We start from the raw sequence: 21,004 nt of genomic DNA on the forward strand, positions 1-21,004 counted from the left end.
TGTACGAGATGCCAACATATAATCCGCATTCAAAATTTTGAAAACTGCCAAAAAATCTGCCTCGCGTCGTACCAATCTACAGTCTTTAGATAGAACTTAATCGAGCTAAATTTTACTACTATCGACAACGACTGATCGGCGAGGAAACTTCATGAAGGCAGAGATATCCATAGTCTGGAAAAAGATTCAGAGCATGATCGACAGCTTTATGATCATGCTGCCTAATATTGTGCTGGCGTTAATTGTCTTTGCAATTTTTTACTTTGTGGGTAGGCAAATTAAGAGAGTAGTCAGGCGAGTTACCCGCCACCACCACCAAGCTCGAAATTTGGGGCTGGTGTTAGGACGGTTAGCCCAGAGTGCGATCGTTCTAGTTGGTCTATTTATTTCTCTTTCGATTGTAATTCCCACATTAAAAGCTGGCGATTTGGTGCAACTGCTGGGAATTAGCGGGGTGGCGATTGGTTTTGCCTTTCGCGATATCTTGCAAAACTTCTTAGCCGGTATCTTAATTCTGTTGACGGAACCGTTCCGAATCGATGACCAGATTGTGTTTAAAAACTTTGAGGGAACGGTAGAAAATATTGAGACGCGCGCTACAACAATCTTAACCTATGATGGTCGCCGGATTGTCATTCCAAATGCCGAATTGTTTACGAATTCGGTGACAGTGAATACCGCTTTCGATAAACGCCGCACAGAATACGATTTTAGTATTGGTTACGGCGACGATATTGATTGCGCCAAGCAGTTAATGCTGGAAGCATTGTACAGCGTAAAGGAGGTGTTGAAAGATCCTGCACCCGATGTGCTGGTGCTTGAGCTAGCAGAAAGTACCGTCAAGATCCGTGTTCGGTGGTGGATTGCTCCGCCGCGCCGAATTGACGATATGCGATCGCGCGACAAGGTAATTTGTGCTATTAAAAAAAAGCTTGTGGAAAACGGCATCGATTTGCCTTATCCCACGCGACAAATTTTGTTTCACGACCAAACCGAAGAAACCGATGGCGATCGCTCCCAGCAGCGCGAAGGATGGCCCGCTGGTAAAAGTAAAGTTCCGAAACCTCGCAGTATTGGCGGATCTGTGCCAAAAGTGGCTCAAGGGCGATCGCAACAAGACGGCAACGGACAATCTTAACCGCATCACCAGTCATGCCAAATGTCAAGCTGAGCAAACTTTGGGATTCGCTGCACTTCGATCGTGCAACCGGAATTGATATCACTCGCCGAGCGATCGAAGGAGTAACAAACCAGGATTAATAGGATGCCTAATTTTCAAGCAAAAACCACAGTCCGATTGCCGTAAACTAAAACACGATTTTGTAAATGATATCGCACGGCTCTTGCTAACACAACCCTTTCTAAATCTTTACCTTTGCGAACCAAATCAGACACTTCATCGCGGTGACTGACGCGCACAACATCTTGTTCGATAATCGGGCCAGCATCTAAATCGGGTGTAACATAGTGGGCTGTTGCACCGATAATTTTTACCCCTCTTTCATAAGCTCTTTCGTAAGGATTTGCACCCACAAACGCGGGTAAAAATGAATGGTGAATATTAATCACATTGGGAAATTTTCTGATAAAGTCTTGACTCAAAATTTGCATATATTTAGCCAAAACTACTAAATCAATATTATATTTTTTAATAATTTCTAACTGTTGTGCTTCTTGAATAGCTTTATTGTCTTTAGTAATGGGAATATACTCAAAGTCGATACCGTATTGTGCGGCAAGAGGCTTTAAATTTTGATGGTTGCTGATTATCAGCGGAATTTCACCTCTGATTTCTTGCGCTCGCTGTCGCCAAATCAAGTCTAATAAACAATGATCTTGACGGCTGACCCAGATCGCAAGCCGTCGAAGTTTTTGGGAGAAATGCAGTTGCCAATTGGCTTCTAAGTCCTTGGCAATTTCACTAAAAGCAGGTGTTATTTGTTCGGTGGTTAAGTCAAAATCATCTAATTGCCATTCGAGTCGGCTCAGAAATAATCCAGCGGTAAAATCTGTATGGTGATCTGCGTGGATGATATTGCCGTTGTGGGAGGCGATAAAATTGGCAAGTAAGGCGACGAGTCCTTTGCGATCGGGACAGGCAATTAAAAGGGTTGCAGTAGGCTTGGTCATTGTATAATCGCTAAAGTTTTATTGACGCTCCGCAGCATACAAGCTCTTTGAAGTTATTCTGTAGGGTGTACGCTACGCAGCTTACTGTTAGTCGAACTACCGCCGTTTGGTAATCAGGAATTTAAAATACTGCTTGCTCCGAAGATTTGTTGTGCGGTTAACTGCAAGTCTGGGAAGAGTGAAGAAATCAGTCGATCGCTCTTTTGAAACAACTGTTTTTGATACTCATCTTCTCGCAGAATACAAATCGTAATTGTCGGCTGTTTGGGTTTGCCAATATATTCTCTGCCGCCAATGCCCAGATAATCCACAATCCAATACTCAGGCACTCCCAGCATTGCATAATCTTCAACTTTGCGGGCGTAGTCGTTCTGCCAATTGGTGCTGACGACTTCAGCGATTAGTTTAATTGAGTTTCCCGATGTAATTACAGGTTCTTGTTGCCACAAAGGTTCATTAATTAGTTGAGTTCGATCTACTACAAGTACGTCGGGGCGAAACGCTGTTACTGTTCCTAATAGTTTGATAAGACAGCGAGGGGGAATAAAGTAGGGTAGATCCACACGATCGATTTCTACATTGAGTTTTCGCCCCAGGAAGGCGGATACTTGTTCGTGCGGCCCCGTTGGTTCCATTTCGGTTAATTCACCATCGATTAGTTCGTAACGCTCGCTGTCGCCAAAGTTGGCAATAAATTCATCAACACTTAGAAGTTTGGCAGGTGATTGAACCATTCTGTTTGCTCCTGGTGATGAATTAAGAATTTTTTTAACGAACCGCAGAGGACGCAGAGGACGCAGAGGAAGAGAAGAGAGAGAAGATGACAAAGAGTTTTCCTTCTTCCCTGTTCCCTCTTCCTTCTTTTAAAATCCCATCGCCCCAGCTACTGCATCCAAAGTCGGAGCAATGCCGCTTTTAAACAGATTGTTGCTGTGATTAATTGCGGTATCCGGGTCTTTCAAACCGTTACCAGTCAACACGCAAACCACCGTCGCCCCAGTCGGAACTTGGTCTTTCACCTTCAGCAAGCCGGCCACAGAAGCTGCACTCGCCGGTTCGCAGAAAATCCCTTCCTGCGATGCCAACAAACGGTAAGCGTCCAGAATTTCGGCGTCGGTGACTGCGGCAAAACTGCCGCGGCTGGCTTCGGAAGCTGCGATCGCCTGTTTCCAGCTAGCCGGATTCCCAATCCGAATTGCCGTCGCCAAGGTGTCCGGGTGCACCACCGGTTCTCCCGTCACCAACGGTGCAGCCCCGGCGGCTTGAAATCCCATCATCTGCGGCAGGCGCGAACATTTTTTGGCTTGGTGGTATTGACAGAAACCCATCCAGTATGCTGTGATATTTCCCGCATTTCCCACGGGAATGCACAGCCAGTCTGGGGCGTCGCCTAAAGCGTCCACCACTTCAAAAGCTCCGGTTTTCTGACCTTCCAATCGGTAAGGATTCACCGAATTTACCAAAGTCACGGGGTAGTTAACGGCCATTTCGCGGACAATTTCTAAGGCTCGATCGAAATTTCCGCCAATCGAAATGACTTCCGCACCGTAAAGCAAAGCTTGCGCCAGCTTGCCCAAAGCCACGTAACCCTCGGGAATCAACACGAAAGCTCGCATCCCCCCGCGTCGGGCGTAGGCGGCGGCGGCGGCCGAAGTATTACCGGTACTGGCGCAAATTACTGCTTTGGCACCAGCTTCCTTCGCCTTGGAAATCGCCATTGTCATCCCCCGGTCTTTGAAACTACCAGTGGGGTTGAGTCCGTCGTATTTCACCAGGACGCGCACGTCTCGACCAATGATAGAGGCGATCGCAGGTGCTGGAATCAGGGGAGTATTGCCTTCTTGGAGGGTCACTACCGGCGTGGTTTCCGTCACCGGCAGGTAGGGGCGATAAGCTTCGATCAAGCCGGGCCAGCCGTAGCGTTTCGGCTCGGCGGCGCGGGCAGCAGAGTTAGCAGCAGAGTCAGTAGCAGGTAGAATCAGGGTCACGGTGTCAATGGTTTTAGGCAATGGCCGAAGAATTTACACTAATTTTAGCTCGATCGGTTAATTTGATGTTTAATACGATCGGTTCAGGTTAAAGTAACTTAATGGTGTGAATGTGTAGATATGTCTACCCAATTACTAATGTCAAATAATTCATCGACTCTTTCCCGGCCTCAAGTTACCGCGAGCAATCCCGAAATGGCTAGTTCTTCTACGCTATCGACCAGTTTTGCCCGCAAAGTAAATTCAGTGAAGTGCCCCTACCAAGCCGATCAGCAAGTTAAGTTCCTGCACTTGCAAGCGGAAATCGAATCCTTGCTGCTGGAAGTGCAAAGCCTCAAACAGCGCTCGATCGCTGGCTTGCGGGAGATCGACCCCATTTCTGGCAGGAACAGCAATTAGCAGACAACAGTCGCTAATGCTAATTGTCCTGGCCCTGTGTTATAAAAACGAATGTTTTGCTACCCGCAGTGTTTTTTGCCAAAAGTGCTAGAAATTCCTAACTGCGGATAGCGATCGCTAGCTTTTGCTAAAACGCGCTTGCCTACAGCTCAACTCGTCTGCTGCTTGCTGGCAACGAGCTGACATTTTACGGCGCTTTTTTATTGCGCTAATTTGTTAAGCCATCCTCATGGCATACGGAGAATCGAAATCAGTTTATGACAGCATCGATCGAAAAACCACTAAATTTGACATCCGCAAGTGACACTTCCAACCTGCGCCTGAAAGATATTCTCAAAACCCTGCCGCGGGAAGTATTCGCCAAAAACCCCCGCAAAGCTTGGACAAAAGTAATCGTCAACGTTCTTTTAGTTGCTGTCGGTTACTGGGGCATAGCAGTCTCTCCTTGGTTTCTACTACCCCTAATGTGGATTTTCACAGGAACCGGATTAACCGGTTTTTTTGTGATCGGGCACGACTGCGGTCATCGGTCATTTGCTAACCGCCGCTGGGTAAACGATTTAGTCGGACATATCGCATTTCTGCCGTTAATTTATCCGTTTCACGCATGGCGGCACGGACACAATTATCACCACAAGCACACCAATAAAATTGGCGAAGATAATGCTTGGCAACCGATGACAGCAGAAGACTACGCTGCTGCTCCCAAGGCTTTACAAATAGCTTATAGTTTAATTTTCGGTCGGATGTGGTGGATCGGCTCGATCGCCCACTGGGCAAAAGTGCACTTTATGTGGTGGCGGTTCAAAGGACAACAGAAACAAGAACAAGTGCGGTTTTCAGTTTTTGTAGTTTTAATCGGTGCTGCGATCGGATTCCCGATTTTAATTGCAACCACAGGCATTTGGGGATTTGTCAAATTTTGGTTGATGCCCTGGCTGGTTTACCATTTCTGGATGAGCACTTTTACGATCGTCCACCACACAGCACCAGACATTTCATTTAAAGAACCCGAAGAATGGAACGAAGCCCAAGCGCAACTATCGGGAACTGTTCACTGCGATTATCCCCGCTGGGTAGAGTTTCTGTGCCACGACATTAACGTGCACGTTCCCCACCACCTTTCAACTGCTATTCCCTGGTACAATTTGCGCCTCGCCCACAGCAGCTTAAAGGAAAATTGGCAAGATCATCTGTACGAAACAGAATTTTCTTGGTCTTTAATGAAGCGGATTGCCGACAACTGTCACCTATACGATCCGGCTGGCGGCTATCAGACATTGCAGGAATTTAACGCTCAAACAAAGTAGTTTTGAAGCGTGATTAATCCCCAAAAAACCCGGTTTGTCAAACACAACCGGGTTTTTCGATATTACAATCCATAGCATTTGTAAGGGGCGGAATGCGCGCCCTACTCTCAATATCACAATCCGTACCATGATTAAATCAGTCATTCCCAATCTAAAATCTAAAATCTAAAATCGAATGACTTTCAATCCCAATAACTGTCGCAACGAAAGCGAAGTAGAAAGCAAACTCATTGTCAGCTATCTGCTACCAAAGTTAGGTTATACGCCCGACACTTGGCACCAAGAAATCGCATTTGGGAATATTCGTCTAGACTTCCTCTCATTTGCCACCCAAGTTATCCCCATAGTTGTCGATGCAGACTCGCCGATGAGTGTAGTTATGGAGGCAAAACATCCGAAAGAAAATTTAGACCGCCACCTGCGAAAACTCCATCGCTATTTAACAAGTTTGAGCATCCGCTACGGACTCATAACTAACGGTAAAGAAATTAGAATTTACCAAAGAGTCGCCGATAATATTCAGCTAGTTTTTAAGTGTGCTGGAAAAGACCTTGAAAATAGAATTGATGAAATTATCGCTTTAATTGGCAGAGATAGTTTAAAATTTATAAAAAATCCCGATAATCTCGAGCTGGAAGATAGTAAAATTAATTTCGTTAGTCCTGAGTTAATTAGCGAAGTCGCAGTACAGCCCAACAATCCCGCCACCGCAGAACCTGAGCCAAGTCAAATCTCAGAACCGGAACAAATCCCTGAAAACTATTCAGTTAAGCCTCAAGTTAAATCCGATGTAACCGTTCCCCCAAAAATCCAAAATAGTATGAAAATTATTGCAGTTTACCACAATAAAGGCGGCGTTGGCAAAACTACAACAGTAGTCAATTTAGCTGCTGCGCTGAGCAAGAAAGGTAAGAGAGTCTTGGTGATAGACTTAGACAGTCAGGCTAATACAACCTTTGCCACAGGATTAGTCAAATTTGAGGATGAAGAACAAGATGATTTGAAAGATAATAATATTCTTCAAGTTTTGCAATCAGAAGACTTTTTTTCGATCGAAGAAGTAGCTCGCAAGTCAAGTTTTTGCCATCCAGAAATTGATGTGATTCCTTCCCACATCAATTTGATGCACGAAGAAACCGAATTCAATCAACTAGATTACAGTCGCCTGATTTTAATTCAGAAACTAGCAGTAGCACAGGATAAATATGATATTGTACTGATCGATACGCCGCCCTCTTTGAATTTTTACGCCAGAGTTGCCCTAATTACGGCGGATTATTTAATTATTCCTTCTGACTTAAAACCTTTTGCCAATCAAGGATTGGTTAATGTCAAGGATTTTATCAAAAAAGTTAACGCATTCAGGAAAATAATCGGCAAACAGCCGATCGCAATTTTAGGCGTACTCCCCTGCAAAATCTCAACTAATACTAAATTTGTACAGTATAGTTTGCCCAAGCGGAGGGATGCAATTCCCAAACGCTACGGCCTGGAAATCATGGACAGCGTAATTTACGAGAGAGACGATTTAGCAAAGTGTGCAGAACAAATGCAAATCGTGGGAAATATGGAAATCGCAGATCCGATTTCAGTGCTGGACTTTAAGCCAGATTCCATCGCCTCCCAAGAATTTGAAATGCTAGCAATAGAAGTTTTGGAAAAAATAGGTAAGTAAAAACTCATGAAAAAATTATTTCCGTCACTGGTTGCAGTGAAAAGAATTACATCCACAGTTCCCCGTTCCAATTTTGCCGAGCCTGAGTTGGAGAAATTAGCGAGACTAATTTTAGATTCAGGAGGGTTGATTAATCCGATAATTGTCCGCCGCAACGGTATGGATGCCTACGAGATAGTAGACGGAGATTTTGAATACTACGCGGCGGTGAGAGCAAAGGAAATAGAATCTCTTAAAGGCGAGACAATCGGAGCATTCATCCTGGAAGAAGAAAATGAAGAGCTTCTCCTCGAACAACTTGAAATTCTCAGAAAAACCCCAATCACTGAGAATTTAGTTGAAAACCCAGAAACCGGGTTTTTGTACGAAAATACTTCGTCGCAGCCTGCCGATTCAATAAAAAACCCGGTTTCTTTGGTCGAAGTCCCTAATTTATGTGAAAATGAAACTCCCCAAGATTCATCTAGTTTAGAACAGCGACTAACAAATATTGAAGCCCAGTTTGCCAGTCAAATTAATGAATTAAAAGCCGAGTACGCCCGCGACAAAAAAGTTTTAGCCCAGAGTATACAAGAACTTGAAAACCGAATCTTACAACAAGTACCTCTGTTAGTTGAAACTGGGTTAGCAAACAGAATTAATGAGTTGAAATCAGAGTCGCCACCCGCAAAACAAGTGGTGGTAGAGAAGAGACCAGAAGTTGAAAACGTAGCCTCCGAATCAATGTCGGCGTTGGAAGCACTCAATACTCTAACTAAATCTGAATTGTTGGCTAATTTTAAAGATGCTGGCTTGAAGTCTCAGATAATCGACCGAATAATCAAAGAACGAGATGTGCAGCCGTTTGTGTCATTTACAAGTGCGGTGAAACGTATTGAAGGGTTAACCGACAAAACAATGATTAAAATAATTGATAAGTGGCAAAAATACTCATAACTCGCAACTCCTGTGGCAACTCGCAACGCCAGCCCGATCGCCCAGACGCCAAAATAAGTAAAGATGAGTAAAGCAGTGGATCATTGGTGTCCCGCAGCCAGTTAAACTCTTCACAGTCGCTTTTTTTAGGAATTGCAGTAACTTTTGTCGTAGCTTGCGGGGCGGGACGCCATCGCCCGGGCTGTCACCGCACAGCCCCTCGCACAGGTACAGCAGCAACGCCATATCTCCTCCAGATAACTGAGTTCGATCGCAGACTTGGAAGACTCAGCCCAAGAAACCCTTTAACTTACCACGGTCTGGGTAAGGTGTTTGTCTCGCACCTTACAATTTGAGTTCTTGGGTTAGTCCTGCATCCCTTAAAACGCCGGCTGTAAAGTGCAAACATACATAAATACCTACACATCAGATTTTCATGACAAAAGGGGACTTGTAACAAGATGGATCGATCGTCCGATCAAAACCAAATAGTTGAATATTTGCGGATTAAGCCAATTAGTCACACTCAGATTTACACTTCCCAAATTGCCATACCAGAGCCTCATCGGGGCGAAATTCCTCGCGAACGCCGCGAAGCTCTCAGGAGAAGTCTGATCGAGCAAGGCAGCAACTTAATTCCTTTAATTGTACGCCCTACCGAAGCTTACAGCAACGAAGAAGAATATGAAGTAGTCTGCGGCTCAGATTGGTGTATTGTTGCTAAAGAACTCGGCACCGAGCAAATGTGGGCGTGGGTATTTGAAATGACCGACGAGGAGGTAGCTGTTGCTCAAGCAGAAATGGAACATTTAGCTCCGCAACCGACTCCTAAAACAGCACAAATTGAGACTCTACTGCAACAATTTGAGCTATCATTTCAAAAAAAGGTAGATAGTCTAACAAAACAAATAGAACAATCTGTTAAAAAAAATGAAGACCTGCTAAAAAAGCACGTAAAAGCTCTAACTGAGCAGAACTTTGAGCGCAACCAAATAGAACAGATTAAGCATTTGCTCGAACAAGTGGAAAAAGCATTTCAGGAAAAGGTAGATAAAATGGCTAAAAAAATTGAACAATCGAGCAGCAACCGTCCGCCAACATCGGCTGTTATTTCTGAGGTAAATCTTGAAGGTGCTTTGAGACAGTTGGATGAACTGGAAAGACTGCTGTCAATAAAATTAGAACGCACAGTCCAAACAATTAATCAGTTTGTTTCCGACGCCATTGAAGACGTAGAAAATGACCTGAAAAATCAAATTGAAACGCTCCGCCGCCAACTGGGAGCCGCAGGGACTCACTCAGAAAGACAGCCCGAGGCACAGCCGAAGAAGCAGTCAAAAACGCAGCCGAAGAAGCAGTCGAAAGCACAGCAGAAACCTCAGTTACCGCAGTTGCAGTTGGAGTTGCCGTTTCCGTCCCCGTCCCCAGAAGAAGACTACGAAAGTCTTTCGCTGAGGCGGTTGAAGGCGATCGGCAAAGACAGGAAAGTGCGGGGCTACGCGCGCATGAAACGACCGGAAATTCTGGCGGCTCTCAGACAAAATGACGGTCAATAAAAGCGTAGTTGCTAATAGTTAAAAACTATTATTCGGTGTTCGATCGCGTGTTTCGGCAAAAAGCGCGATCGGGCTTTCAGAATAGTCCTCGGCAGAGATATGAAAAGCTTGCTAAAATAGCCACACAACCTCTTACTCCTCACCCAGCAGCCATGTCCGCAACTGCAGAATTAGCTACTACCCAAGATATACTAGAACAAGAGATACCGGAAAACTTTATCTTTCCTCCCGGCGATTTATATAGTGATGAACATTCCCTAGAAACAGAACTGCATCTCCGACAAATAATCCTACTCCTCAACTGTCTAGAATGGCTGTGGCGAGATAGAAACAATTTTTATGCTGCTGGAAACCTCACCATTTATTACTGTTCCAAGCAACTCAAATCGAAAGACTTCCGAGGCCCCGACTTTTTTGTGGTACTCGGAACAGAACGAAAAACTCGTAAAAGCTGGGTAGTTTGGGAAGAAGAGGGAAAGTACCCCAATATTATCGTTGAAATCCTGTCTCCCAAAACAGCGGATATAGACAAAAATTTTAAAAGACAACTCTATCAAGATACTTTTCGCACTCACGACTACTTTTGGTTTGACCCAGAAACTTTAGAATTAGCTGGGTTTCATTTAGTTGACGGGGAATATGAACCAATTGGACCGAACGAATTCGGGCATCTGCGGAGTCAGCAGCTCGATTTGAGTCTCGGAATTTGTGGCGGGAAATTGCGTTTTTTTACAGCAGAAGGAGAGCTGGTCCCTACTCCTGAAGAGGTTGCAGAAAGGGAGGCTCAACGAGCCGATCGCCTGGCCGCGAAACTGCGAGAATTAAATATTGATCCCGATACAATTTAGCGATCGTCCTTTTTATTCTAAGTTTCTGTATTGTAAGCGCGTTTAGGCGATCGCATATCCCGTATGCTGCCGAACATGATACGGATGAAACCCTAAAACTATCTGGTCTTTAGGCACTCCTAATTCTACAAGTTCTGCGGTAATTCCCGTTTCTATACCATCTTGTTGAATCCAGATTTTGCCGTCGATAATTTCCACATGAACGATACAATCGTGAATTCTTTGAGGCCCTTGCCACCCTTCGTGCATCAGTAAAAAATTATTTTGTTCGCGGTCAACAATAACGCTGCTTTTAATTTCTCCGTGTCCGTAAGAAATCTGGGCATAACTATCTAAAACATTGCGAACAATTTGGCGATATTCATCTAGTCTATCCATCTGACTATTGTCTCCTTTAATGAATCAAAAACTATTAGTTTAAATCTCTTGTTCTCTAACAAAATCTGCCCGATAGGTTCAGAAAAGATTTCTGCATAAACTTCTGCACGAATTGCCAGATATATTATCCGTTCAGGTTCCGCTCGCTGTAGAATATCTTCGTAAACAATATACTGTCCAACAGCTTCTTCTAAGTCATGAACTGGTGAAGCACTCACAAAACTTTTAACTTCTACAGCAATTTTGCGACCTTGCTTTTCGGCAGCAAATAGTTTTTCTGCACCTAAATCAACACTGAGAGTACGTTTACCAACTTTTAAGGGTAGCGGATCGTTTGTTATCGTCCACCCGTCTTTTTCTAGAGCTGTTCTGACAGTATTGTGGTAGATGTCTTTTGCTGGCATATTTTAAGCTGAACCATCAAATCTCACCCTAATTATAGAATAACATAAGGCTTGTGAAAACTGAGAGCTCATCAATTCAAACTACTTACTGCCGCGTGTATCGGTGCTTCACCCCAATCGGAAAATACTCGGCATCGCCCGTCGCAGTTAATGTCACCACAGGTAACTGATATTCTGGCGGAACGTAATTAGCAAATTCGCTGTTTAGCCGCCGCAATTGCGCGAGAATTGAAGATGCGATCGCCTGCTGCATCTCCTCGTCGCCCTCCACCCCCGCTGCTAATTCCACAACCACCGATAAAAACCGATTCTGATCCGCATTTTCCTTAACTTGCAGCACAAATTTTCCCGTCACCCATTCCCGAATGGTGGGAACTTCTAAACCTACGGTGACATTTTCCGGGTAAATGTTAGCACCGAAGTAGGAAACGGTAAAGTGCGATCGCCCAAATACATAGACAAAGGGCAAGCAGCGAATTCCTCTGGGGAAATCAGAAACTTTCATAGCTGCTGCTTGCTGCAAACGTGCCACAGGGTTAAATCCCCATTCAGCCAAAAAATTGAGCATTGCTTCGTAACAAATTAAACCGCCGTTATCGGAGATGTGATAGCGTATTAGCGGGATGCCGTTGTCGCCCGAAAATAACAGCGTGCCGTCATTATTCACTTCAAAAAAGCGGCTTTTCGGATCGTACTGCACCAGCGTTGGCAACCGCGATTCCCCGAATAAATTGCGTGCTGCTTCCGGCTTCTTTGCTAAAAAGCGGCGGATGCAAATGCTCAGCGGTGTCTCGTTGCCCAAAACGCCGGCATCCGCAGTACCGTAAAGGCTCGCAGAGTTGTAATATAGATTGTCAGAATTAGTGCGATCGCTCACCAAACTCCGCCATTCTTCGCTAAACACTTCTCCCGCAAACACCATTTTAATTCGGTATTTTTGCCACTCCACACCCCCAGCAATTCCGCTATCAATCACATCCTTGATAAATGGCGGATATCCCAACAAAACTACTTGCTCAAAATGCTCCCCAAGTTCCTGCACAACTCGGAATATTTCAGTCTTATTATTCCCAGGCGTCACAACTGTAACTGGATAGCCCTTACTCGCTAGATAGCGGCAGCAATTTGCCGTGTACATTCCGCCTACCCAAGTTCCCAACGCAAAGCAAATGACAGCCAAAGTTGAGCGATTGTCGGCGTAAAAACTGTCGTGAAATATTTGTTCAAAACGAGCAGCAATTTGCAATTCGTCACTGATAAAACGCGGCCAAAATGTCGGGTTTCCTGTCGAACCAGATGAAACAGCAATGAAATCGCAAGTTTCTAATTTCCCCTCGTAACACAACTGAGGTAGCGGGTGACAGCGTAAATAATTCTCTTTGGTAATTAGCGGCAATTTTTGGAAGTCTTCAAAGGTTTGAATTGAAGCGGGATTGATGTTAAGTGCAGCTAGGAAAGTCTGGTAAGCTGGTACTGTGGCCGCGACTTTTTGAAAAAGCGCGATCGCCCCGGATTCGGCAACTCGATTCTGCTGGTGTTGCAATCGTTCCTCAAGCGGCGCCCTCAAAAACTCTTCAAACGCCCCAATTGCTCTCTGACGCTGTTCTGGCTGCATGATTTGCTCCTTAAAATGCCTATTTTGCACCCCGATCGCTCAAGATTCAATTAGTAGCGCGGCGCGACCCGATCGCACATTGGGCTGGACACTAAAAATTTGAACACACTTTGAGGTCGATCGAAAATATGTCGCAGTAGATAAACTTCCATAGCACAAAACCGCTGTTTTCACAATAACCACAGGGGATAGCCAAGCTGCCGATCGACTAATAAACGCTGACACACTATGTCAAGATTAATTCAGCGATCGCCCAAAACTCCTAGTCTCAGTCAAGCGTGAAAATCCGACGCAGCAAGTTTCAATGAACAATCCCATCTACCCCGGCATAACTCTCAACAACCACTACCGCATCGTCCGCGAATTGGGACACGGAGGCTTCGGGCGCACCTACCTCGCTGAAGACGCCCACCGATTTAACGAACCCTGCGTTTTAAAAGAATTTGCGCCCCAAGTACATGGAAGTTACGCTTTACAAAAATCCGAGGAACTGTTCGAGCGGGAAGCAGGAGTGCTCTACAAGCTGCAACACAATCAAATCCCCCGCTTTCGCGAACTCTTCCGCGTCAGTATCAGCGATCGAGGCTACCTATTTCTAGTCCAAGACTACGTGCCCGGTCAAAGTTACCGCTTTCTGCTCGACGCCCGCAAGCGTCAGGGTTTGCGGTTTATAGAGGCAGAAATCAATCAACTGCTGCTGCAGATTTTGCCCGTGCTCGAATACATTCACTCTCTAGGAGTGCTTCACCGCGACATCTCCCCGGACAACCTGATTCTGCGGAGTTCTGACGGGATGCCCGTGCTCATCGACTTTGGCGGAGTAAAACAAGTCGCCGCCACCGTAGAGTCTCTTTTCGCTGAGGCTAACGGCACTCTCGCCCCCGCGACTCGCATCGGCAAGCTCGGCTATGCTCCCGTCGAACAGATGCAGATGGGCATCGTCTCTCCCCACAGCGATTTGTACGCTCTGGCGGCCACGGTTTTGGTGTTGCTGACTGGAAAGGAACCGCATCAGTTGCTCGACAGCCAGACGCTGAATTGGAACTGGCGGGCGGAATGTTCTCTGTCTCCAAATTTGTCCCTGGTGCTGGATAAAATGCTTGCTCAGCAGCCGAGCCAGCGTTACTCCTCGGCTCGCGAGGTAATGCTTGCTCTTTCCGGCAATCCGCCTTTACAGCCACCTTTGCCGCCAGCCCCGGATTTTGGGCTCACGCAGCCGCCGGATTTCTCGCCTATACCCGTACCCGCCCCCACGCCAAAACTGCCGGGAACTCCGGTGCGAATTGCTGTTATTGGCAATCAGCAAAAAATGCCTGTTTGGAAAATGGTTTTGTTCGTGGTGGCGGTGCTCTCAACTATGGGGGGAGTTGGCTGGTTTGCGGGCAATTCTTTGTTAAATCTACAATCAAAAGTACAGAAAGTTCCCCAGCCTCCAAACCCGAAGCAGCAGCAAGAAGATGCTTTGCAAGATCGCTTTGTAAAGCTCAAAATTGACGATCGATTCTATAACGGTTATGTCAATCTTGTGGACGAGACTTTTTATGCCAAATACCCGGAATTGGGGGGACGATTGTTAAAAGAAGGCGATGAAGATCGCCAGTGGCGCGAAAGGTGGCAGAAAATCGGCGACGAGTTGCTCGACAAGCTGGAAAATCTCAGCAGCGACGCTAGAGCGCGGTTGGGCACTTACGACACCACTGATATCGATCGCTGGAAAACAGAGGTTAACAAGCTGAATTTGAGCAGTCGGGCTTTGTACGATTTGGCTGATGCTAGGTTCTTTTATTGGTTTCCACAACAGCCGCGCGATCGCAATATCATCGGTTTGCCGATCGGGCAAATTTGGCAAGCAATTACCGCCGACGAACTCGAAGCCTTACAAGCTGGAGCAACTGTCGAAAGCGTTGAATTTGACCGCCTATCGAACAGCAAAAGCCTCACAGGCAATCTCAAACCCGGAGAAGGGAAAGCTTACATTGCCAGATTCGCTCAAAATCAAACTTTGCGCGTGAATTTACAAGCACCGCGCAAATCTACGCTACTGTCAATTTATACTCCGGGGCGGACAAAGGGCGCGCGAGCTTTGCTGGAAGATGCAGAGGGGCTTAGTTGGTCTGGATTGCTGGATGATGCTGGTTATTATGAATTTGTGGTAGTTTCTCAAGCATCTGAGCCGATCGCTTACGAGTTGAACCTGACGGCGGAATAACTGCTATTGACGCTCTCTATCCACCCAGGCAATAATAAGGTAATACCAATCAGATAAGTTGTCGGGTTCAAACAAAGAATATGCTGAGATTCGCGATCGTAGCTTTAGTGACTTTGGGATTAGTATTAGTGACTGCACTAGGTTTACATCCGGCCAATGCGACAGTCAGCACTCCCGAATTTTATGCTTGGAACTTTGCCTCTGTAGGCAGTAGCGAGCTGGTTTGTAAAAAGACCATGGTAGTTCCGCAAGACCTGATTATTCCGTCATCATCAATGCACCCTGTCAGTATTACTTCGGCAATTGTAGATGAAAAGTTTTGCGCGAATTCCACTAAGCCTGTGAATTAAGGCAGCGCATAATAGGATTTCGGGTTACAGAACCATAATTAAGTTCTCCGTTAGTCGATTTTAGATGTTAGATTTACTTCACAGATGAATCTGGGAGATTGAACCTTAATCTAAAATTTTTATCTCTCCACGACAGTTGTCTGAAAGCAAGTATCTTTTTTTGGATGAATCAGGACGCTGCATCCTGATTCATCCCTTGAGAGAAAACTCTATTTTTCAGTACAAACACGGACTAATTATGAACAATTAACCGGACATCATATAAGTGATAGCCTGAGTAATTTCCGCCGCCGGCGCACTGAAACTGTTGGCTATTTTTTTTATAAAAAATATTGGGTATTTTGTAATAAAAGTTTATCAAACGAGTCGGGCGCAGCAGTTTCCTGCTCTTGAAAGAGATCGAAATCTTCCCAATTTGGGCAGTTCTTTGATTGTGACTTCAGAACCGAGGGGAAATATTCAGCCATTTGGCTAATCATTTATTGGCTAATTGGCCCAGTTACTAATTCCCTAGTTTGAGTATGCTAGAGTTAGTCAGGTTCAGATATATAGTGCCATCTGTTATCTAAGTATCATGCTCAAAATTTTGGTAATTGAGGACGACGAATTAATCCGGGAAACTCTTCTGCAACTCCTGGAATCTCACAGCTACCGGGTCATTGCGGCCGAGAACGGTCGAGTTGGGGTGCAGATGGCACTTTCGGAGATACCGGATTTAATTTTGTGTGACGTGCAGATGCCGGAACTCGACGGTTATGACGTGTTGCGGACTCTGCGGCAAAACTCGCTAGCTGCAACAATTCCATTTATTTTCCTCACGGCTCAAAGTGACAAAACCGATTTTCGTCGGGGGATGGAATTGGGGGCCGACGATTACCTGACAAAGCCGTTTACCAAGGCGGAATTGCTGGGAGCCATTGCTTCTCGCGTGTTGAAACGGCAAACTATTACTCAACCGCTGACAGTCGCGCTTCACCAAGCAGAAGCCAGACTCAAAGATTTAGTTAATGACTCCACCAAGGTTACGACTCTCTCTCCTGAAAAGTTTGCTCTCGAAGCTTTGCTGCGCCACGCTTTGGCACAAGGTGAGTTTCAGGTATATTATCAGCCGCAGGTGAATATTGCTACCGGCCAAGTTATCGGCGCCGAAGCTTTAGTGCGCTGGCAAAATCCCGATCGAGGTATAATTTCTCCCTGCGAATTTATTCCCTTAGCAGAAGAAACCGGTTTAATTATTCAGATTGGCGAGTGGGTACTGCTTTCAGCTTGCGCTCAAGCCGCTAGTTGGCTGGCGGCGGGGTTTTCGCCCTTTACAATATCAGTAAACTTGTCTGCCCGGCAGTTGTCCGACCCGGAACTCAAGGCGCGAATCGTCCAAATATTGGAAACTACAGGTTTAGAGCCTGCTAATTTAGAATTAGAAATGACCGAAAGCGCTTTGGTGGAAAATGCGACTGTAGCAGGCGCTACTTTAAACGAACTTAAAGCTCTAGGAATTCGGATTGCTATTGACGACTTCGGCACCGGTTACGCTACTTTAGGATATCTTAAGCAATTTGCTTTTGACAGTTTAAAGATCGATCGAATTTTTGTCCGTAATGCCAGCGAAGATACTCAAAATGCTGCTATTACTACAGCAGTAATTTTACTGGGTCACAGTTTGAATATGACTGTAATTGCAGAGGGAGTGGAAACAGAAGCAGAACTAGATTTTTTGAAAGAACATGACTGCGATATCATGCAGGGCTATCTGTTCAGTCGCCCCGAACCCGCACCGATAATTGAAAGTATGTTGGTTGCCGCCCCGAGTTTGTTCGGGCCGCCCCCAGCAGCAGCACCTGGTCGCGTTGTCCCTTTTGTACCTGTGTCCGAACCAGAAAAATCTAAAAACCTTTCAATGTCGGGTCTAGGAATAGTGTAAGTGTCACTAAGATTTCTGTTTGATAGGGTAAAATTATTTCTTTTACCTTCTATTTTCTGCATAAAAGTTGACGCTTCCTCCTAAAAAGTTGTAGTTTTTGATGATAGGCGAATCCAAGAAGGAGATTGTTCCCCATATTGCTCTACAGCTTCCCCTTTGATGCGCTAGGCTCCCCTAATGGGACTATTTGAGAAAGTGTGGCGTGTTGAAATTGCGAGCCTTTATCAAGTTGCAGGAGGTAAACTCAATTAAGTTCCTACTTTGGGACTGGCAGTTTCAAGAACTGTCCAACTGGAATTGGTGCAAGCCTGTCATGGAAAGAATATTAGTGGTGGACGACGAAGCAGACTGTCAAACAGTCTTAGCAATGTACCTGGAAAGTCAAGGATATCGGGTGGAATGCGCTAATTCAGGGGTTGAGGCGCTCTCGATGTTTGAAAATGCCCCCCCAGATTTGGTAATTTCAGATGTCATGATGCCGGAAATGGACGGGTTTGAGTTTTGTCGCCGTTTGCGAACTACCCGTTTGGGACAGTTAGTCCCCTTTATATTTTTGTCGGGTCAAGGCGAGTTGGAGTCAAAAGTTGAAGGTCATTCGATCGGCGGTGACGATTATCTGGTAAAACCTTTTCAGTCTGAAGAAATTTTAGCTAAGGTAAAAGCGCAGTTAGAGCGCTCTCACCGCATTCACGCCGAAATTGTCCGACTGCTTCAAACTTCTAGCGGTAGGGCGGTGGAACCACAATTTGTTGCAGTATTGCCAGCACCTGCACCTTTGCCTTTAACACCAGCCGAGGAAAGAGTTTTTTGGGAGGTTATCCAGGGTTATACTAACAAACAAATTAGCGATCGGCTGTTTATTAGCCCCCGGACTGTGCAAGCTCATTTAGGCAGCATTTTCAGTAAATTACAGTTAGAAAATCGTGCCCAGCTTGTGAGATTTGCCCTAGAAAGAGGATACAAACCCCCTCAAACTTAGCTCGGAGATCAACATAGGGTGCGCCAGCCAGTCTGTGGATTTTAGATTTTAGATTTTAGATTTTAGATTTACTCTAGAGATTCCTCTGGGAGCTGGAACTTTAGTCTAAAATTTTGATCTTTCCACTACTTAAGTCGGGGGCTTATATCCGTTTTTGGGCCGGATCAAAAAGCCCCCTAGCTGACAAAAAAATGGATGCTGACGCACTCAGCAAGCAGATTATTGCACATTCAACACACAATAAGGAAAATTATTTATAACGCAAACCCCTGGCCCCAAATTCGTACCTCGCAAGTTGGCACGTTCCAAATCAGCCTGCCGCACGTTATTCGCCGCATCAATATTTGTCCCGGTCAATTGAGCCCCAGGAAGCCTAGTATTTGACAAAATAGCATTCTGCAAATTAGTATCGCGCACATCCGCGAAAGACATATCCGCTCCGCTTAAATTCGCACGATTCAAATTAACTCTAAACAACAGCGATCGCCTCAAATCGGCATTCGACAAATTAGCTTGCAGCAGATAAGCTTCCCCCAGATTCGCATTCAAAAGTTTAGCACCGCCCAAATCAGCACTCGTCAGATTCGCTCGCCCCAAAAAAGCATTAGACAAATCTGCATTTCGCAGATTAGCCCCATTCAATTCAGCACCATACATCTCGGCATTAACTAAGTTAGCATTTGCCAAATTAGCATCACTTAAATCCGCTTCTAGCAAATTAGCTTCATAGAGATTGGCTCCGCTTAAATCTGCTCCTCTTAAATTAGCTCTGTACAAGCTAGCCTTGAACAAATCAGCATTTCTCAAGTCACAGCCCTCGCACTCTTTAGTTTCCAGCAATTGCCTAACATGATCTGGATTTTGAGCCTTAACGGGAGCTGCCAGCCCAAACAAAGCTAAACTTGCCGTTACAGTTGCCAAGAGTTTAAGTTTCACAAACAAACCTCACTGCTACTTCAAACAAATTATACTAGCAAACTATAGACTTTAAACCGATATCCTTCTCTCTTTTCTCTTGCTCTGCGTTCTCTGCGCCCTCTGCGGTAAATCTTCAAAAAAATGCTTCGCAGCCAAGGATATAGACCTGCTGACAGCAAGGCGGGCAAAGCCCGCCCTACTTAACTTAATTAAGCTTCATCTAAAGCAGCAACACCAGGCAATTCCTTACCTTCGAGCAGCTCCAAACTAGCACCGCCACCAGTAGAAATGTGGCTCATTTGTTCGCCTAAATTCAACTGTTCCACAGCCGCCACCGAGTCACCACCACCGATAATTGTGGTAGTACCAGTTTTAGTAAGTCCAGCCAAAGAATGAGCGATACCTTCAGTTCCCACAGCAAACTTCTCCATCTCAAACACGCCCATCGGCCCGTTCCAGATGACAGTTTTGCAATCGGCCAAAGCTTCTTGGAAAGTTTTTACTGAATCCGGGCCGATATCCAAACCCATCCAACCGTCGGGGATGCTTTCAACAGGGACAGTTTGAGTGTTAGCATCAGCAGCAAACTTGTCAGCAACTACCACATCAGTAGGTAACAGAAAAGTAACTCCCCGTTCCTTCGCCTTAGCTTCCAAAGACTTAGCCAGTTCCAGCTTGTCATCTTCCACCAAAGACTTGCCCACGTTCAAGCCGCGAGCTTTGTAGAACGTGAAAACCATGCCACCGCCCAACAGCAGTTTGTCGCACTTTTCGAGCAGTTTTTCGATGACTCCAATCTTGCTGGAAACCTTAGAACCGCCGATTATAGCAGCTAAAGGACGCTGAGGATTGTCGATCGCACTGCCGAGATATTGCAGTTCCTTCTCCATCAAAAACCCAGCCACAGAAGGACTCAGATACTTAGTAACGCCCTCAGTAGAAGCGTGAGCCCGGTGAGCCGTACCAAAAGCATCATTGACATACAAATCGGCCACAGAAGCTAACTTCTTAGCAAATTCGGGGTCGTTTGCCTCCTCCTCTGGGTAGAAGCGGACATTTTCTAACAACAGCACATCGCCATCTTGCATCGCGGCGACTGTAGCAGCGACTTCATCACCGATGCAGTCGTCAGTCTTTTTGACCTCTTTGCCCAACAATTCCGACAGCCGCACAGCAACCGGAGTCAAGCGCAACTTCTCCGTCACACCCTTGGGACGGCCGAAGTGGCTGCACAAAATCACCTTAGCGCCCTTGGACGCTAAATCTTGAATTGTCGGCAGAGCCGCCCGGATGCGAGTATCATCGGTGATATTGCCGTTGTCGAGCGGCACGTTAAAGTCCGCCCGCACCAATACCCGTTTGCCCGATAAGTCCGATGCCGATAAATTTGCTACAGTTTTTTTTGTCAC

19 protein-coding genes are annotated in these 21,004 nt (G+C 45.6%); 11 read left to right on the forward strand and 8 right to left on the reverse strand.

Annotated features, from left to right (window positions below):
- Positions 1 to 193: 193 nt before the first annotated feature.
- Positions 194 to 1,138, forward strand: coding sequence for a mechanosensitive ion channel family protein (locus QUA77_RS00225; protein WP_333448896.1), 945 nt, complete (start codon positions 194 to 196; stop codon positions 1,136 to 1,138).
- 137 nt (positions 1,139 to 1,275) lie between these two features.
- On the opposite strand, the gene purU is transcribed toward QUA77_RS00225, so the two are convergent.
- The 3 genes from purU to thrC all read right to left on the reverse strand — a co-directional run bounded on the left by purU (position 1,276) and on the right by thrC (position 4,118).
- Entirely contained in the window at positions 1,276 to 2,130 is an 855-nt protein-coding gene (gene purU / locus QUA77_RS00230) for a formyltetrahydrofolate deformylase (protein WP_333448897.1), read from the reverse strand.
- A gap of 113 nt (positions 2,131 to 2,243) precedes the next feature.
- The gene (locus QUA77_RS00235) at positions 2,244 to 2,864 is read right to left on the reverse strand and encodes a Uma2 family endonuclease (RefSeq protein ID WP_333448898.1); all 621 of its coding nucleotides are present in this window, start codon (positions 2,862 to 2,864) and stop codon (positions 2,244 to 2,246) included.
- Positions 2,865 to 2,993: 129 nt separating this feature from the next.
- Positions 2,994 to 4,118: a threonine synthase gene (gene thrC / locus QUA77_RS00240; protein WP_333448899.1), complete on the reverse strand. Its 1,125-nt coding sequence runs from the start codon at positions 4,116 to 4,118 to the stop codon at positions 2,994 to 2,996.
- Positions 4,119 to 4,256: 138 nt separating this feature from the next.
- On the opposite strand from thrC, the gene QUA77_RS00245 reads away from it, so the two are divergent.
- The 6 genes from QUA77_RS00245 to QUA77_RS00270 all read left to right on the forward strand — a co-directional run bounded on the left by QUA77_RS00245 (position 4,257) and on the right by QUA77_RS00270 (position 10,821).
- Positions 4,257 to 4,517: a hypothetical protein gene (locus QUA77_RS00245; protein ID WP_333251484.1), complete on the forward strand. Its 261-nt coding sequence runs from the start codon at positions 4,257 to 4,259 to the stop codon at positions 4,515 to 4,517.
- A 257-nt stretch (positions 4,518 to 4,774) separates the two neighbouring features.
- Positions 4,775 to 5,827 carry a fatty acid desaturase gene (locus QUA77_RS00250; protein WP_333064902.1) on the forward strand — a complete coding sequence of 351 codons (1,053 nt, stop codon included), beginning with the start codon at positions 4,775 to 4,777 and terminating at the stop codon, positions 5,825 to 5,827.
- Positions 5,828 to 6,002: 175 nt separating this feature from the next.
- On the forward strand, positions 6,003 to 7,502 hold the full coding sequence (locus QUA77_RS00255; RefSeq protein WP_333448900.1) for an AAA family ATPase: 1,500 nt from the start codon (positions 6,003 to 6,005) through the stop codon (positions 7,500 to 7,502).
- 6 nt (positions 7,503 to 7,508) lie between these two features.
- The gene (locus tag QUA77_RS00260; protein ID WP_333072884.1) at positions 7,509 to 8,438 is read left to right on the forward strand and encodes a ParB N-terminal domain-containing protein; all 930 of its coding nucleotides are present in this window, start codon (positions 7,509 to 7,511) and stop codon (positions 8,436 to 8,438) included.
- 440 nt (positions 8,439 to 8,878) lie between these two features.
- Positions 8,879 to 9,973, forward strand: coding sequence for a Rho termination factor (modular protein) (locus QUA77_RS00265; protein ID WP_333448901.1), 1,095 nt, complete (start codon positions 8,879 to 8,881; stop codon positions 9,971 to 9,973).
- 152 nt (positions 9,974 to 10,125) lie between these two features.
- Entirely contained in the window at positions 10,126 to 10,821 is a 696-nt protein-coding gene (locus QUA77_RS00270) for a Uma2 family endonuclease (protein ID WP_333448968.1), read from the forward strand.
- A 42-nt stretch (positions 10,822 to 10,863) separates the two neighbouring features.
- Here QUA77_RS00270 and QUA77_RS00275 read toward each other — a convergent pair whose 3' ends face one another.
- The 3 genes from QUA77_RS00275 to QUA77_RS00285 form a co-directional block, all read right to left on the reverse strand.
- Positions 10,864 to 11,199 carry a XisI protein gene (locus tag QUA77_RS00275; RefSeq protein WP_333448902.1) on the reverse strand — a complete coding sequence of 112 codons (336 nt, stop codon included), beginning with the start codon at positions 11,197 to 11,199 and terminating at the stop codon, positions 10,864 to 10,866.
- Positions 11,187 to 11,603, reverse strand: coding sequence for an element excision factor XisH family protein (locus QUA77_RS00280; protein WP_333072887.1), 417 nt, complete (start codon positions 11,601 to 11,603; stop codon positions 11,187 to 11,189). The genes QUA77_RS00275 and QUA77_RS00280 overlap by 13 nt, the downstream gene beginning before the upstream one ends.
- Positions 11,604 to 11,688: 85 nt before the next feature.
- The gene (locus tag QUA77_RS00285; protein ID WP_333448903.1) at positions 11,689 to 13,218 is read right to left on the reverse strand and encodes a phenylacetate--CoA ligase family protein; all 1,530 of its coding nucleotides are present in this window, start codon (positions 13,216 to 13,218) and stop codon (positions 11,689 to 11,691) included.
- Positions 13,219 to 13,522: 304 nt separating this feature from the next.
- Here QUA77_RS00285 and QUA77_RS00290 point away from each other — a divergent pair, with 304 nt between their 5' ends.
- The 4 genes from QUA77_RS00290 (at position 13,523) to QUA77_RS00305 (ending at position 18,677) form a co-directional block, all read left to right on the forward strand.
- Positions 13,523 to 15,427 carry a serine/threonine-protein kinase gene (locus QUA77_RS00290; protein ID WP_333448904.1) on the forward strand — a complete coding sequence of 635 codons (1,905 nt, stop codon included), beginning with the start codon at positions 13,523 to 13,525 and terminating at the stop codon, positions 15,425 to 15,427.
- An 80-nt stretch (positions 15,428 to 15,507) separates the two neighbouring features.
- On the forward strand, positions 15,508 to 15,777 hold the full coding sequence (locus QUA77_RS00295) for a hypothetical protein (protein WP_333448905.1): 270 nt from the start codon (positions 15,508 to 15,510) through the stop codon (positions 15,775 to 15,777).
- Between the two features lie 574 nt (positions 15,778 to 16,351).
- Positions 16,352 to 17,698 carry an EAL domain-containing response regulator gene (locus QUA77_RS00300; protein ID WP_333448906.1) on the forward strand — a complete coding sequence of 449 codons (1,347 nt, stop codon included), beginning with the start codon at positions 16,352 to 16,354 and terminating at the stop codon, positions 17,696 to 17,698.
- Positions 17,699 to 17,900: 202 nt separating this feature from the next.
- Complete coding sequence (locus QUA77_RS00305; protein ID WP_445242188.1) at positions 17,901 to 18,677, forward strand: response regulator; 777 nt, start codon at positions 17,901 to 17,903, stop codon at positions 18,675 to 18,677.
- A 219-nt stretch (positions 18,678 to 18,896) separates the two neighbouring features.
- Here the strand turns inward: QUA77_RS00305 and QUA77_RS00310 are convergent, their stop codons facing one another.
- Together QUA77_RS00310 and QUA77_RS00315 are read right to left on the reverse strand one after the other, a co-directional pair.
- Complete coding sequence (locus tag QUA77_RS00310) at positions 18,897 to 19,613, reverse strand: pentapeptide repeat-containing protein (RefSeq protein ID WP_333448907.1); 717 nt, start codon at positions 19,611 to 19,613, stop codon at positions 18,897 to 18,899.
- A gap of 191 nt (positions 19,614 to 19,804) precedes the next feature.
- Positions 19,805 to 21,004 (reverse strand): phosphoglycerate kinase, encoded by a 1,200-nt coding sequence (locus QUA77_RS00315; RefSeq protein ID WP_333182324.1) that lies wholly within the window; start codon positions 21,002 to 21,004, stop codon positions 19,805 to 19,807.

The sequence above is a fragment of the Microcoleus sp. K5-D4 genome, assembly GCF_036704575.1.
Classification (GTDB): Bacteria; Cyanobacteriota; Cyanobacteriia; order Cyanobacteriales; family Microcoleaceae; genus Microcoleus.

Bases quoted from the DNA above. Each gene is read 5' to 3' on its own strand.
- QUA77_RS00225 (WP_333448896.1), top strand. From the start codon at position 194: ATGATCGACAGCTTTATGATCATGCTGCCTAATATTGTGCTGGCGTTA.
- purU (WP_333448897.1), bottom strand. From the start codon at position 2,130: ATGACCAAGCCTACTGCAACCCTTTTAATTGCCTGTCCCGATCGCAAA.
- QUA77_RS00235 (WP_333448898.1), bottom strand. From the start codon at position 2,864: ATGGTTCAATCACCTGCCAAACTTCTAAGTGTTGATGAATTTATTGCC.
- QUA77_RS00245 (WP_333251484.1), top strand. From the start codon at position 4,257: ATGTCAAATAATTCATCGACTCTTTCCCGGCCTCAAGTTACCGCGAGC.
- QUA77_RS00250 (WP_333064902.1), top strand. From the start codon at position 4,775: ATGACAGCATCGATCGAAAAACCACTAAATTTGACATCCGCAAGTGAC.
- QUA77_RS00255 (WP_333448900.1), top strand. From the start codon at position 6,003: ATGACTTTCAATCCCAATAACTGTCGCAACGAAAGCGAAGTAGAAAGC.
- QUA77_RS00260 (WP_333072884.1), top strand. From the start codon at position 7,509: ATGAAAAAATTATTTCCGTCACTGGTTGCAGTGAAAAGAATTACATCC.
- QUA77_RS00265 (WP_333448901.1), top strand. From the start codon at position 8,879: ATGGATCGATCGTCCGATCAAAACCAAATAGTTGAATATTTGCGGATT.
- QUA77_RS00270 (WP_333448968.1), top strand. From the start codon at position 10,126: ATGTCCGCAACTGCAGAATTAGCTACTACCCAAGATATACTAGAACAA.
- QUA77_RS00275 (WP_333448902.1), bottom strand. From the start codon at position 11,199: ATGGATAGACTAGATGAATATCGCCAAATTGTTCGCAATGTTTTAGAT.
- QUA77_RS00280 (WP_333072887.1), bottom strand. From the start codon at position 11,603: ATGCCAGCAAAAGACATCTACCACAATACTGTCAGAACAGCTCTAGAA.
- QUA77_RS00285 (WP_333448903.1), bottom strand. From the start codon at position 13,218: ATGCAGCCAGAACAGCGTCAGAGAGCAATTGGGGCGTTTGAAGAGTTT.
- QUA77_RS00290 (WP_333448904.1), top strand. From the start codon at position 13,523: ATGAACAATCCCATCTACCCCGGCATAACTCTCAACAACCACTACCGC.
- QUA77_RS00295 (WP_333448905.1), top strand. From the start codon at position 15,508: ATGCTGAGATTCGCGATCGTAGCTTTAGTGACTTTGGGATTAGTATTA.
- QUA77_RS00300 (WP_333448906.1), top strand. From the start codon at position 16,352: ATGCTCAAAATTTTGGTAATTGAGGACGACGAATTAATCCGGGAAACT.